Annotated in this window: 15 protein-coding genes and 4 tRNA genes; 2 read left to right on the top strand and 17 right to left on the bottom strand. The window is 45.6% G+C overall.

What is annotated here, in order from left to right; translation table 11 throughout:
* Positions 1-2 precede the first annotated feature (2 nt).
* Positions 3-413, top strand: coding sequence for a peptide deformylase (locus N773_RS0100225; protein ID WP_024855873.1), 411 nt, complete (start codon positions 3-5; stop codon positions 411-413).
* Between the two features lie 439 nt (positions 414-852).
* Here the strand turns inward: N773_RS0100225 and N773_RS0100220 are convergent, their stop codons facing one another.
* The 17 genes from N773_RS0100220 to N773_RS21690 all read right to left on the bottom strand — a co-directional run bounded on the left by N773_RS0100220 (position 853) and on the right by N773_RS21690 (position 12089).
* A complete protein-coding gene (locus N773_RS0100220) occupies positions 853-1230 on the bottom strand; it encodes a VOC family protein (protein ID WP_024855872.1) in 378 nt (125 codons plus the stop codon).
* Between the two features lie 60 nt (positions 1231-1290).
* Positions 1291-1361 (bottom strand) — tRNA-Cys (locus N773_RS0100215).
* A gap of 9 nt (positions 1362-1370) precedes the next feature.
* Positions 1371-1443, bottom strand: a tRNA-Gly gene (locus tag N773_RS0100210).
* Positions 1444-1482: 39 nt separating this feature from the next.
* Positions 1483-1556, bottom strand: a tRNA-Asp gene (locus N773_RS0100205).
* A gap of 25 nt (positions 1557-1581) precedes the next feature.
* Positions 1582-1657: transfer RNA gene (locus tag N773_RS0100200), tRNA-Val, on the bottom strand.
* 297 nt (positions 1658-1954) lie between these two features.
* On the bottom strand, positions 1955-2836 hold the full coding sequence (gene hslO, locus N773_RS0100195) for an Hsp33 family molecular chaperone HslO (RefSeq protein ID WP_024855871.1): 882 nt from the start codon (positions 2834-2836) through the stop codon (positions 1955-1957).
* A 96-nt stretch (positions 2837-2932) separates the two neighbouring features.
* Positions 2933-3310, bottom strand: a complete 378-nt coding sequence (locus N773_RS0100190; protein WP_024855870.1) for a hypothetical protein — start codon at positions 3308-3310, stop codon at positions 2933-2935.
* Between the two features lie 30 nt (positions 3311-3340).
* Positions 3341-4096 (bottom strand): class I SAM-dependent methyltransferase, encoded by a 756-nt coding sequence (locus N773_RS0100185; RefSeq protein WP_024855869.1) that lies wholly within the window; start codon positions 4094-4096, stop codon positions 3341-3343.
* Positions 4093-4401, bottom strand: coding sequence for a YerC/YecD family TrpR-related protein (locus tag N773_RS0100180; protein ID WP_024855868.1), 309 nt, complete (start codon positions 4399-4401; stop codon positions 4093-4095). Before N773_RS0100180 ends, N773_RS0100185 begins: the two co-directional genes overlap by 4 nt.
* 129 nt (positions 4402-4530) lie before the next feature.
* Positions 4531-5241 carry a ribosome biogenesis GTP-binding protein YihA/YsxC gene (yihA, locus tag N773_RS0100175; RefSeq protein ID WP_051454240.1) on the bottom strand — a complete coding sequence of 237 codons (711 nt, stop codon included), beginning with the start codon at positions 5239-5241 and terminating at the stop codon, positions 4531-4533.
* Positions 5242-5325: 84 nt separating this feature from the next.
* Complete coding sequence (locus tag N773_RS0100170) at positions 5326-5721, bottom strand: cytidine deaminase family protein (protein ID WP_024855866.1); 396 nt, start codon at positions 5719-5721, stop codon at positions 5326-5328.
* A gap of 20 nt (positions 5722-5741) precedes the next feature.
* Positions 5742-8168 (bottom strand): endopeptidase La, encoded by a 2427-nt coding sequence (gene lon / locus N773_RS0100165; protein WP_024855865.1) that lies wholly within the window; start codon positions 8166-8168, stop codon positions 5742-5744.
* Between the two features lie 290 nt (positions 8169-8458).
* The gene (rpsR, locus tag N773_RS0100160; protein ID WP_024855864.1) at positions 8459-8704 is read right to left on the bottom strand and encodes a 30S ribosomal protein S18; all 246 of its coding nucleotides are present in this window, start codon (positions 8702-8704) and stop codon (positions 8459-8461) included.
* Between the two features lie 54 nt (positions 8705-8758).
* The gene (locus tag N773_RS0100155; RefSeq protein WP_024855863.1) at positions 8759-9352 is read right to left on the bottom strand and encodes a single-stranded DNA-binding protein; all 594 of its coding nucleotides are present in this window, start codon (positions 9350-9352) and stop codon (positions 8759-8761) included.
* 69 nt (positions 9353-9421) lie between these two features.
* Positions 9422-9712, bottom strand: a complete 291-nt coding sequence (gene rpsF, locus N773_RS0100150; protein ID WP_024855862.1) for a 30S ribosomal protein S6 — start codon at positions 9710-9712, stop codon at positions 9422-9424.
* 133 nt (positions 9713-9845) lie between these two features.
* Positions 9846-10811 carry an RING finger protein gene (locus N773_RS0100145; protein WP_024855861.1) on the bottom strand — a complete coding sequence of 322 codons (966 nt, stop codon included), beginning with the start codon at positions 10809-10811 and terminating at the stop codon, positions 9846-9848.
* Between the two features lie 159 nt (positions 10812-10970).
* A complete protein-coding gene (locus N773_RS21690) occupies positions 10971-12089 on the bottom strand; it encodes an ISAs1 family transposase (protein WP_024855860.1) in 1119 nt (372 codons plus the stop codon).
* A gap of 377 nt (positions 12090-12466) precedes the next feature.
* On the opposite strand from N773_RS21690, the gene N773_RS0100135 reads away from it, so the two are divergent.
* Positions 12467-13963 carry an LCP family protein gene (locus tag N773_RS0100135; RefSeq protein ID WP_024855859.1) on the top strand — a complete coding sequence of 499 codons (1497 nt, stop codon included), beginning with the start codon at positions 12467-12469 and terminating at the stop codon, positions 13961-13963.
* Positions 13964-14107 lie beyond the last annotated feature (144 nt).

The raw sequence follows: 14107 nt of genomic DNA, 5'->3' as shown, positions 1-14107 counted from the left end.
ATATGGTAAGAGAGATAGTACACGATGTTCTGTTTTTAAAGCAGAAGTCCACAAAAGCGGACAAAAATGATATGCAGATAGTCACTGACCTTAAAGACACACTGAAAGCTAACCACGACAGGTGCGTCGGCATGGCGGCGAACATGATAGGGTATAATAAACGCATCATTATCTTCACAGCGGGTATCATGGATATCGTGATGATAAACCCTGTGATAGTGAAGAAAGCTCAGCCCTACGAGACCGAAGAGGGCTGTCTTTCGCTGACAGGTGTGCGCAAGACCAAGAGATGGGAAAAGATCACCGTTGAATATCAGGATACGAGCTTCAATAAAAAGCGCGGGGATTTTACGGGATTTGTGGCGCAGATAATACAGCACGAATGTGACCACCTCGAAGGCGTGATAATATAATTCACAATTCATAACACTAAAAGCGAAGCGTTAGTGTGTTCATTAATTTTTGGCAGGGAGATAACTTTGCTGTACTTAGGATAGAATGCCAATGAAAAGAGCTTTGGGTCAAGCCTTTCGCGAAAGGCTTGCAGGGAGCCACAATCAGCAAAGCTGATTGTTGAGAGGCAGAGCCTCTCGGTCAAGGCACAAAAGCGATGTGGCAACAACGCTATAAATAGAACAACAAACTTCCCGACAAAAAAGCGCGAGCACGCTGCCAACGCAGTTGCAGCTACAAAAATCAGAGCGTGGACAAAATAACGTCCACGCTCTTTCTACGTCAGTATAATATTGCCCGCGCATGAAATCGGACAGCGAAGCGAATCCGATTTCTCGCTCCGAGGACGCTGCCGACACAGTCGCAGCTGAGGGGCGACCTGTTACCGCAGTACGTATATTACTTCTCGCAGAACAATTCTATCTCCTCACCAAGGGCACCATAGAAGAATGCCATTCTTGCAGGCAGAGGCGGTTCAGAGGGTATACAGATATCCTTGGGTCCTTTAAAAACCTCATAGCCCGCACTGCGCACCTTTTCGATCATACCGTCAACATCGTCCACAGCAAAAGCAAAATGCTGTACAGCACCTGTTGTCTTGACGCCCTCGCCGTTGGTGAATACTTCGATAAGGCAGTTGCCCGCATCGAACATTATACCATCCTTCCATTCGCGTTTGACAGAAAGACCCAGTATATCACCGTAAAGTCCCTTGACCGCCGCCAGTTCTTCCCCGCCGTGACATTTCAGGGAAATATGATGTATACCCTTTACCATTATATCACCTCGTAATTATAGTTATAAAAAAAGAGTGATGACCATATAATCATCACTCAGAGGCGCCACCCAGATTTGAACTGGGGATCAGGGTGTTGCAGACCCACGCCTTACCACTTGGCTATAGCGCCATAAAAAAGAGCGGATTACGAGGCTCGAACTCGCTACCTCCACCTTGGCAAGGTGGCGCTCTACCAGATGAGCTAAATCCGCAAGTGCCAATATTTAATTGACAGTGTCTTTCGACACAAGCGACCCGGATGAGACTCGAACTCACGACCTCCGCCGTGACAGGGCGGCGTTCTAACCAACTGAACTACCGGGCCGTAAGAGTTTTATTCAAACTCTTGATGGTGGGGACTACAGGGCTCGAACCTGTGACCCTCTGCTTGTAAGGCAGATGCTCTCCCAGCTGAGCTAAACCCCCATTTTGCTGGACTTTGTGAGGTTTTCGTTTTTTGTTTCGTCCCTCACAACAGTATCTATTATACACCATTGCAAGCGATTTGTCAACCCCTTTTTTCAAGAAAAATAATATTTTTTTATTTTAATTTTTTAACCCTCGGTTAACTTTATTTTCAGTGCAAGAATCCCCCGCACTACTGTTATTTTCAATTTAAAAGGAGAAGCTCACGATCACCGCATAACGCGGATCACGTGAGCCTTATCCCAATGTTCGACCATAGCTATTATACTCTATTACAAACTATATGTCAAGCAGATCTTATTCCTTGCTTTCAGCTATCAGCTTGCGCACTTCATCGGGGGTGAAGCTGTAATGCTTGCCGCAGAAGTGGCATTTGATATCGATATCCTCGCCATCCTTGATGATGTCATTAAGTTCATCAACACCAAGGGAAATCAGCACTCTCTCTGTTCTCTCACGCGAGCAGTCACAGCGATACTCTACCTTGAAATCATCAAGCACATTGGGCTCAAGACCTTCAAGAGCCATCAGTGCTATCTCATCGGTAGTCCTGCCATCTTCCATAAGCCTGGTCACAGACTGCATAGCCTGAATATTCTTCTCTATCTGAGTGATTATCTCATCACTTGCGAAAGGAAGCACCTGTATCAGGAAACCGCCTGCGTTCTTTACTGTCAGATCAGCATTGACCAGTACACCAAGAGCGCACACGCTGGGTACCTGCTCACTCTGAGCAAGGTAGGCTGTTATATCCTCAGCTATCTCGCCGCTGATAAGGGGCACCTGACCCACGTATGGTTCTTTAAGACCAAGGTCTTTTATAACGGTGATAGTACCGTCCGTTCCGACTGCACTTGCAACATCAAGCTTGCCTATGGCATTAGGCGGAAGTTCGACCACGGGCTGCATAACATCAGCCTTGACATTTCCGTAGCTGTCCGCAACAGCTATCAGCTGACCTGCAGGTCCGCCGCCTTCTATCTTAACGGTTATCTTGTCTTCCTCGCCCTTCATGCCGAAACCCATAAGCGAAGTACCCATAGCAAGTCTGCCCAGCGCCGCAGTTACCACCGCCGAGGACTCATGAACGCGCTCTATCTCCTCAACTATATTCTTGCCGTCAATGGCAGAGCATACCACCGAAGCGTCCTTTGAGATCGCCCTTACTATTCTTCCCACTTTAAATTACTCCTATCATAAGTAAATGATCAGTCTTTAATATACACCCAGCCCTTACATCAGAATACGCATGATGCATAGCTATATTCGTTTTTATTATAAAAAGCTCATGAATCCGCCGAAAAACAGGAACACCGCAAGGGTTATCGATACCACTGTTGCACCTATCATTGGCTTGATATATTTTTTTGACTTCGATGAGCCTTTTACTCCCACACCTATCAATGCGATAATACCACACAAAGGATTTAAAAGAATGCATATGCAAAGCAGTGTACACAAAACGTCGTTATCCTTTGTTAACAGAGCCTCTGTCTGACTAATGCCAGCTGCTGCGTCTTTCCTTTTGCGGGCAAGCACTTCCTTTGCAGTTTCGATATCCTCTTCCGAATACAGATCTCTCTGCTCGTTGATTATCTGTTCAAGGTCGGAAATGCCGTAGGTTTCAAATTCCTCTTTTACATTATCTTCCATATTATTATCCTCATTATAAACAGCACAATACTATTCAGCGCCGCGATCTTTACGCCTGTACACGTACAGCTCGCGCTCGGTGGTGCTGTCGGGCGGGTCGTTGGTAAGTCCGTCATAGATGCCTACCTTTTCAAACCCGAACTCCTCAGCAGTCTTCTCGATAAGGTCACGCGGAAGCAGTATCTCGGTGATGTACTCGGTCTCGCGGGTATAGCTGCCATCTTCTTTTTCAGCAAAGAAATCCAGAGCGATATCCACCCTGCCGTCTGCACGGCAGTTATTTCTCCATGCACAGAACAGCCCGTCAAGTTCATAGACGAAACTGTTGTCGCCCAGTACCTCACGGTGCTTGTACTCGGTATTCAGATCAAATATAAACAGCCCGCCGTCACAGGTGAACATTGAAGCACGCTCCACAGTTCTGCGGAAAGCTTCCTCATTCGGGAGATGGTTCATGCCGTCAAGTACGCAGACGATGATGTCCGCCGCGCCCCAGAGGTCGAGTTCCGACATATCCTGACATATATAAGTGATGTCGCTGTCAGGTGTACGCTGTTCTTCAGCTTCTTCCAGCATATCCGCAGATATGTCCACGCCGATAACATCCAGCCCCAGATTTTCAAGTTCACGGCAAAGTCTGCCTGTGCCGCAGCCCAGTTCAACGACCACCTCGTTCTCACTGCTGTATTCAAGCCCCAGCTGACGTATCCTTGCAGCTATCGCCCCGTAGGGAACGTCTTTCTGCAAGGCGTCGTAATATCTGGCAAAACTGCCGTAGCCGTTCATTCCTCGGTTTCCTTTTTCTTCTCCAGCCTGTCGAAGACTATATTATATCCGCCGCTGCCGTCATAAGAAAGTGACCTGTTCACGCGGCTTATAGTTGCCGTGGATGCGCCGGTCTCCTTGACGATATCGCTGTATACGTGCTTGTCTGTCAGCATCCTTGCCACCTGAAAACGCTGTGAAAAGCTTTTCAGCTCAGGGACTGTACAGAGGTCTTTAAAGAAAAGCCTGCACTCTTCAAGAGTTTCAAGGCAGAGAATCGCTTCATAAAGCTCGTCCAGATTTGCTATCTCTAATTTATCACGCATAAAAAACACTCCTTTACATTTACTGTATTTTTCATATTGTAAAGTGCTAAATTATAATTATATTTTAGCACATTACAGTGTAAATGTAAAGGGGTATATTGAATATTTTATATTAATATTTTAAATCTTTTATCTGTTGCGGTTAGGGGTGAGAAACCCTGTTGGCGGCTCGGTATCGTCTTCATCATCAGGCGTTTCTTCGGGGATATCTTCCTCTTCTGACCCATTTTCAGTACGCGCGTACCAGTCTTCGCGTATCTCTTCGATGATGGCTTTCAGGTCATCCACACCCTCTCCCGTAACTGCGGAGAAAGGTATACAGTGGATATCCTCAAAGTAGGGTATCTCATCTTTGAAAGCTTCCATGCGCTCCTTGCGGGCGGTGGGTTTCAGCTTATCAGCCTTTGTCAGCACTATAACAAAAGGTATCTCGTTATCGATGAGATAGTTTATCATCTGAATATCGTCCTTGCTGGGGGCATGGCGCATATCTATCAGCTGGAACACCAGTTCAAGGTCGCGGTCAAAGTCAGCAAGATATCCGCCGATAAGGTCGCCCCAGCCTTTTTTCTCACCCTTTGATACATTGGCATAGCCATAGCCCGGAAGGTCTACAAAATAAACGTCTTCCACCGAGAAGAAATTTATGGTCACGGTCTTTCCGGGAACAGAGCTGACCCTTGCCATATTCTTGCGGTTGAATATCTTATTTATCAGCGAACTTTTGCCCACATTCGACCTGCCCGAGAATGCGAACTCGGGTCTGTCGGACTCGGGTATCTGAGAAAGCTTGCCGTATGAGGTGATAAATTCTGCCTTATTGAAATTCAGCGGTTTCATCCCATTCACTCCTGTCTGTTATTTCACAAAAAGAGGGCAGCCACGGTAGACAAAGTCACCGTTCAGCCCTCCCATGCATATATCTTATCCTATCCGCCACTCGGGTGTAAGTTCCCCGAGGGTCATTATTCGCCCGGCTTCGTAGTCCATCATTATCTCGATATCCTTGTAGCTTTCGGGCATCAGCTGAACCATCAGCTCTCTGCAAGCCCCGCAGGGCGCGCCTTTTGATGGGTTCGGGGATATGCACAGCACCTTGGCTATCTCCTGCTCGCCGTTGGTTATCATGTTGAATATGGCATTTCTCTCAGCGCATATCCCAAGAGTCGAACAGGTATCGATACACACGCCTGTGTATATCTTTCCTGATTTTGACAGCACAGCCGCAGACACTTCGCCGCATGTAACGTAATCCGATATCTTACGCGCACCGAGGACAGCTTTGGCAGCATCATACATATCTTTCCATATCTGTTCCATTTTGTTTCTCCGTTATATTTTTATACTGTCTTTCTGCTTCTCGCTCTTACTCTCGGCTGAGGATTGCCCATCATATCGGGCAGAACAGCGTTCTCGGGAGGCTTTACAAGTGCCGCATCAAGGACATCGGATATCCTTTCGGCAAACACGAATTCAAGACCGTCCTTTACAACGTCGTCTATCTCGTCAAGATCTCCCCTGTTCTTTTCGGGGACAATAACAGTCTTAACACCAGCCTTGAAAGCAGCCATTGTCTTTTCACGCAGACCGCCAATAGGCAGAACCTTGCCTGTAAGAGTTATCTCGCCTGTCATAGCAACATCCGCGCGGACTTTTCTGCCGCTGAGTGCGGATACAATAGCGGTTATCATCGTAACGCCCGCGGAAGGACCGTCCTTAGGGACAGCACCCTCAGGTGCGTGGATATGCATATCCTTTTTCTCGTAGAAATCCTTTTCGATACCGTATTCTTCCGCTATGCTGCGGCAGTAGCTTACAGCTATCTTTGCAGACTCTTTCATGACATCGCCAAGTGAACCTGTAAGTTCTATCTTGCCCTTGCCGTCAAGTACAAGAACTTCAAGGGGCATCAGCACGCCGCCGACAGCAGTCCATGCAAGACCGTTTACACAGCCTATCTGGTCTTCCTTTGCGGCATCATCGGGCAGATACTTGATATGTCCCAGATAATCTGGGATATTCTTGGCACTGAATGTTACTTTCTTAACATCGTTCTCGACTATCTCCCTTGCAGCCTTTCTGCACAGCGAACCAATTGTTCTTTCGAGGGTTCTCACGCCTGCTTCGCGGGTGTAACCGTCTATCAGCTGATATATGCCGTCATTGGTCAGCTTCATCATAGAGGAAGTCAGACCATGCTTTTCGAGTTGCTTTTTCACCAGATGCTTCTTTGCGATATTGAACTTCTCCTCGCGGGTATAGCTTGAAAGCTCGATGACCTCCATTCTGTCAAGCAGAGGTGCGGCAACGGTATCCAGAGTATTAGCTGTGGTTATGAACAGCACACTGCTGAGGTCATAGGGAATTTCGGTATAATGGTCGCGGAAAGCGTTGTTCTGCTCGCTGTCGAGAACTTCAAGCATAGCCGATGAAGGGTCACCCCTGAAATCGTTGCTCATCTTATCTATCTCATCAAGGAGCATAACGGGATTGCTCGAACCCGCAAGCTTCATGGCATTGATGATACGTCCCGGCATAGCGCCGACATAGGTCTTTCTGTGACCTCTGATATCGCTCTCGTCTTTGACACCGCCGAGAGATACGCGGACAAACTTACGGTTAAGCGCCCTTGCAACAGATTTGGCAACAGATGTCTTACCAACGCCGGGAGGTCCCACAAGGCAGATTATCTGACCCTTGATATCGGGAGTTAACGCCCTCACTGCAAGGTTCTCGATGATCCTCTCCTTGACCCTTTTCAGACCATAGTGATCCTTATCAAGGACAGCCTGTGCCTTTTTAACATCAGCTGTATCCTTGGTGTAAACGCCCCATGGCAGACCGAGAACAGTATCAAGATAACCTCTTATTACAACAGCTTCCTGCGAAGAACCAGCCATACGTGAAAGTCTTCTGACTTCATCATTCAGCTTTTCCTTGACTTCATCGGGGGCTTTGAGTTCTTCGACCTTATCGTAATACTTCTGTATTTCGCCCTCGTCAGAACCATCGAAGCCGCCTTCGCCCAGTTCGTTCTGGAGAGCCTTTATCTGCTCGCGGATATAGTATTCTCGCTGATTATCTTCTATCTGGCTCTGTACCTGCTCATGTATCTCCTTTTCAAGAGAGAGCACATCTATCTCCCTTGCGAGGATAGTCATCATCAGCACTAGCTTTTCGCCTGCGGACTGTGCTTCAAGCAGAGCCTGTCTGTCAATGAAAGCCAGAGGCACGTTGAATGCCACAGCTTCAAAGAGCTCAGAAGCAGTTTTAGCGCCCATTACCGCGGTATATATCTCCTGCGGCATCTTGGGCATAAGTCTCGCGTATTCCTCGAAAGCCTTGCGGACTTCGCGTTCAACAGCGTCAAGCTCGTGATTATACAGTTTATCCTTGGAATAATTTGGAAGAGGTTTCACAACAGCTTCATAGCAGTCATCGTGGACTATCATCTCCGCAAGTCTCGCCTTGCGGACACCTCTCACCATGCACCTGCAAACGCCGCCCGGGCTTTTTATGACCTGACGGATATTCGCAATAGTACCTATCCTGAACATATCCTTTTTCTCGGGGGATTCAACATTTATATCTTTCTGCGCACAAAGGAAGACATCACCGCTGAAATCGTTTCTTGCGTTATGCAGACTTTGTATAGACATTTCCCTGCCCACGTCGAAATTGACGCTCATTCCGGGAAAAACGACCAGATCTCTGGTAGGTATCATCGGCATCAATGTGCCGTTCTTTATATCAGTACGCTTTTCCATAAAAGCTCCTTTCGTCTGAACATTTCATACAAAAACAGTATATCTGCTTTTTTATATTATAACATATTTCTCCTCTCATTGCAAGAGGAAATGCTATGCAGAAAACTTCTGAAAGAGCAGATATAAACCGCAGTGGTAACTGTGGCTTATATCCGCCCTTTTGCACCTTTTGGCACGAAATGATCATCGGTCATTTCTCTGTCACGACGACAGATCAGCCGACGATCCGACACAAAAATCGTTCCAATATAAAAACAGAGGTATCCCGAAGGATACCTCGTAAAATCATATTAGTCTGCAACGTAAGGCAGAAGAGCAACGTGTCTAGCTCTCTTGATAGCCTTAGTCAGCTCTCTCTGATGATAAGCGCAAGTGCCTGTTACACGGCGGGGCAGGATCTTTGCCCTTTCTGTCATGCACTTTCTGAGCTTAGTGATATCCTTGTAATCGATCTTTTCAGCTCTGTCAACACAGAACATACAAACCTTCTTGCGACCTCTCTTAACAGGTCTGCCGCCAGTTCTTTCCTTTTCCATGGTATGATCTTCCCTCCTCGTTAGGAATTATCAAAATTCGTTTTAATGATCTTATCAGAATGGTACGCCGTCGTCTGAAAGTACATCTTCAAACTCCGACAGGTCACCGATGTTCAGCGCGTCGTTAGACGGTGCCTGATTATTGTTATTGTTGAAATTGTTCTGATTACCGCCGTTATTTCCGCCGAAACCGCCACCGAAGTTTCCTCCGTTATTGAAGTTATTTCCTCCAAATCCGCCGTTTCCGCCATTTGAGTAGCCGCCGTTGTTACCGTAGCCGCCATTTCCGCCGCCGTAATTGTTTGAATAATTACCGCCGCCCTGGTTGGCTTTTTCACCGGTAAACGAAACACTGTCTACGAATACTTCCGTAACGTAGTGCTTTGTGCCGTTTTTATCTTCGTAAGTTCTTGTTCTGAGGTTGCCCTCGATAGCGATCATTCTGCCCTTACCGAAATATTTTCCGATAAACTCAGCCTGCTGTCTCCATGCAACGCAGGTGATAAAATCAGACTGATACTGACCGTTCTGATCCTTGAAATTACGATCTACTGCGACATTGAATGTAACTACAGCCTGTCCGTTAGGTGTCTGTCTTACTTCAAGATCCTGTGTGATCCTACCCATCAAAATAACTCTGTTCAGCATAACTCTAATTCCTTTCAATAAAAATACTCATTCCATCAAACTGCTGATACTTCTGATTCTTTCCGTCACTTACTTAGTAGTGATCAGGAAACGTATAACGCCGTCAGTGATGCCCAGTACTCTCTCCAGCTCTGCGGGGAATTCGGTCTTGCTGTTGAAAGACCACAGTACATAAGTACCCTCTGTCTCGTAGTTGATCTCGTAAGCCAGCTTGCGCTTGCCCCATACGTTCAGCTCTACGTTTTCAGCGTTAGCCTTGATCATGTCATCGAACTTTGTTGTCAGCGCGTTAACGCCTTCCTCATCGAGCTTCTGGCTGAAGATGACCATTGCCTCGTAGTTCTCATTGATCTTTGCCATTTTAGTACACCTCCTTTTGGATTTCGCCTGTACGATATAATACAAGCAAGGATTAACTCATATATTATAACACCGACTGTGCTTTATGTCAAGGGCTGCACAGTCGGTGTTTGTAAATTTTTTATAAACTTGATCAAAAGTACTTAGCAACTACCAGCATTGAGCCGATCGAGATGATGTTATATATCATGAAAGACAGCAGCATATATCCGTAAGAAGTGCCGCCTTTTCTCATTATACGCTCGCTTATGGCATCGCGGTCTTCATCCTCAGATTCGCGGTATATCTTGAAGATATCACGTCTTGCCTGCTTATAGTAAAGGTAATTTGCAAAAAATCCTGACATTATCTCCAGTATCATACTGACATACATAGTGATCTGCTTCAGCAGCTGGAAATTGTGCGATTTCACATCTATGGCAAATTTTATGGTTATATTGTAGTCTCCCGAGCTGAAAGATTCGATCATAAACGGCAGATTTAGCAGACCCAGCAGCAATGCTGCCGCCAAACCCCAGCCTTTCATCTTGCGGTACATAAAGTACATCGGCGGGAAAAGGAAAGCGAATATATTCAGCGAAAGCTTTCTGTCGGTTTTTCCGAATTTTATGAAGCTTGGAAGGAAGCCCAGAGGGTTGGGTCCAACATATCTTGCCAGATCCCCCAGCTTTACGCCGTCGATATCCGAATCCTGTGTCAGCATGACAGGGGTCATGTTTATGCCCGGGATATTGGTCTTCATGGGGTCGGGCGCAGTATCGTGCCTTTCATCTGATTCGTCGTTGAAAGGTCTGGGAGCGTCCATATTTATAAGTGGGGTACCGCACTGTTCGCAGTAGCGCAGGCTCGGGTCATTCTCCGCACCGCACCTGATACAGCGCTTGACATTTGATGCGGAAGTAACAGGTATCTCAGGTTCGGGTGCATCGGGGAGCCAGCTCACATTTTTATCATGCAGTATATCGTTTATACATCTGCCATTTTTTTCATAACAGCTTCTGTGGTAGGGCGTGCCGCAATCGGGGCAGACAACTATATCGTCATCGTCAGTGAATCGTTTTTCGCAGCATATACATTTTGAGCCTGTATAATTCGTCATTTTTCTTTTCCTTTCGGTGTTCTGTCACAAACTCATATCTGACTTTCCGAACGTCATTGATATTCAGTATTACTATGATACATCGTGATAAAACTTTTCTTTATATTATACCACACTCTTCATAAAAATGCAATACACCACTGCAAATAATCACGGAAATCAATTTTCAAAAATCACCCTCGAAATCATCTGCGGCTCCATAAGACATTCAAACATAAGTTTGGATATGGCGGCTTTAGAATTGTTCCGATTTTTAAAGTTCTTGATTAAATTTATCGCAGCTTTTCTGAACATATTCAGGCATTGCTGAACGTCTTTGTTTTCGACTCTGCACCAATCTTCTTCAAAATGAACATCAAGCAGCCAGTGCATTGACTCAACCGACCATTCCATTCTTGCATGATGAAGGAGCTGTTCCGCTGTCATTTCGCGGCTTGAAAGGTAATAGTGCCATTCGCTCGAAGTGCCTTTTTTCGTTGCAAATTCAGTATGAATGGCTCCTATGTACTTCAGATTTTTCCACTCTTTTTTCTGTTCCAGCCAGTTGATATCTGTTGTTACATACGCTGTCCTTGTTTCAACTCTGCCACGGTTTTTCTCCGTTCTTGAAACTGTTTGCATAGTGTCTCTGAGAGAACTGTCCTGCACATAATCCTCGATATCTTTCTTCAAATTTGGGTGATTATCCTTAACGCAAAGCAGATAATCTGCCTTTTGTTTTACGATAATCTCAGCAGTTTCTTTCTGACAGTTCAGTGCATCCGCAACAACTATATTACCCTTTATTTTCAGTTCTTTCAGAAGCTCCTGCACCGCAGGTATCTCGTTGCTTTTATCGTCCGTGCTGCGTTGTGCCAGGGTCAATCCAAGTTCGCATACCTGTGCGCTGATGATGTGCAGAGGACTTTCGATCTTACTCATTTTAAGTGTCGAACAAACAGTTTTCCCGTCAAGAGAGATCGTCATACTTTTGGACTTTTCGGGCATGAATGAATAGACCCAATCCGCAAAACAGCGGTTGAGCGATTCGGGCTTGACATATTTCAGCAGGCTCAATATCCAATAATAGCAAGGGACATGATCGATTCCGAATTTCTCCTTTAAGAATTCGCTTACTCTGTCATTTGTCGCCCATTGATGAATCTGATGAATGTTTCTAAGTCCACAGATACTTCCAAGAATTGCTATTGTAATGATATCGGGGATACTGCAAAAATAGCCGTCATATTCCTCATATAATTCAATATCTTCAAAATACTCGGTTATTCCATTATTCATGCCTATATTATATCATTTTCCAGGTGCTCTGTCCAGTAATTTGTACAATCTGAAATATAAATGTAACTTTTGAAACCTGATTTTTTGAAAATTGATTTCCGTGGCAAATAATATTCAGACATCATGCAGGAGCAGTTCAAAGAACGAAAGTGTACCAAAAAACGTGCAATTTCGACACAGATATATACTAATGCCCTAAAAAATGCACTTTGTACGCGGGTTTATTCGTTAGTTTTGTGTGTTGTAATTTCATGGGAATTGAGATATAATATAATCTGTATGAGATTATACAGATATACAGTACTCAGAAAGCAAGGTACAGTGGTAAACATAAAACGGGCTTACAGCCCTTTCCGCTGAAAAGAGGAATATTTACTATGAAAGAAAATAAAGAGAATACCCTGGCATCCGCAGAGCTTAGAGACATGATAAATCATGCCATGATAAACAAACGAAACAGCGAAGCTGATGAAGATCTTAAATCTAGCATTGCTAAGGCCATGGATAAAAAAACGAGCACAGGTAAGATCCCTAGTGCCGAACACAGCAAGAACAGTGATAGCATACATAGCGAGCCGAAGATCAAGGCAGAAAAGAAAAAGCGTTTTCCCATAAATATGCGAGGCGGCTGGAGTTTGCGCAAGAAGACAGGCGTTACACTCGGATTCATTTTTCTGGCACTTGTACTGCTGATGGCGGTAATAGTGTTTCTGTTCTTCCACTACACGGGTCTGCTTAAAGACCGTGACGATTCCATAAGGACGGAAAAACCTCCCGTTGACAGCCGTGATCTTGTAGATGAGCCTGACACTCTCGATGAGGAAGCCAAAGAGAAAGAGCTCCGCGAGATGCTTCAGCAGAGATCGAAGAAGATATCCAACGAAAAGGTAATGAATATACTGCTGATAGGTGAGGATATCCGTGATACAGCCGAACAGGACAGAGGCAACACCGACGTTATGATGCTTATCTCTGTAAACAAGGAGCACAAGACCGTCACACTGACCTCGCTGATGAGAGATACCTGGGTATATATGGAAAAATTCGGCATCAGCAACAAGCTTAATCAGGCTTACTGGTACGGCGGCGCTGAATATCTCTCTGAAGTAGTTGAGGACTATTACAGTGTAAAGATCGACCGTACAGTAAAGGTGAACTTCCAGCAGTTCATAGACATAGCAGAAGCTGTCGGCGGACTTGATTTTGATGTCAGCTACACCGAAGCAGTTGCAATGCGCGACCCCATGGACGAGCAGAACCATTATCTGCACAACCCCTCAGGTACGGATTATGTTGATCTTAAACAGTATGGCAAGGACGATTCTGTGAATTATTACGATGTTGACGGCAAGTTCTGCACCAGCATCGAATATCAGTCCGAGGAAGACAATGTCATCAGTATGCACCTTAACGGAAATCAGGCATTGGCTTACGCCCGTGTAAGATACGGCTGCGGCGATGACTACGGCAGAACGATGCGTCAGCGTGAAGCGATACAGGAGATCGTTTCCAAAGCGAAAAAGCTGAATCTTGTTGAACTTGATGCGCTGATGAACAAGGTACTTCCAGAGGTGGAGACTGACCTTGAGGACGGCGAGATCGCGGAAATGCTGCTCAACGCTTTTGATTATATGAATTACGATATCCAGCAGCTGCGTCTGCCCGTGGACGATTACTTCACCATGGACTTTATCAACAGCCAGAGCTGTCTTTCACTGACCACATGGCAGTTCCAGGCTAATGCGGCAATGCTCAGATACATAGTTTACGGCGACTGCAAGACTGTTGAAGAAGCAAGAGCACAGTACCAGAAAGAGATAGACGACGGAACATTCTATGAAAAGAACGAGTTCCAGCCGCCTGTATCCTGGTAATAATGAACAGCCCCTTTGGGCTGGGTATGCAAAACATATATGGTTACTACTGGAGGAAACCTTTCTGAAGAAAGGTTTCCTCCAGACCTCTTTCTAAAGACTTCTGCTTCTTTTTTGGCGGGGACAAACAATTTTATAAAGAAA

The sequence above is a fragment of the Ruminococcus albus AD2013 genome, assembly GCF_000526775.1.
Classification (GTDB): domain Bacteria; phylum Bacillota; class Clostridia; order Oscillospirales; family Ruminococcaceae; genus Hominimerdicola; species Hominimerdicola alba_A.
The sequence above is the reverse complement of the archived record's forward strand: the minus strand, read 5'-3'. Positions and strand labels throughout refer to the sequence as shown.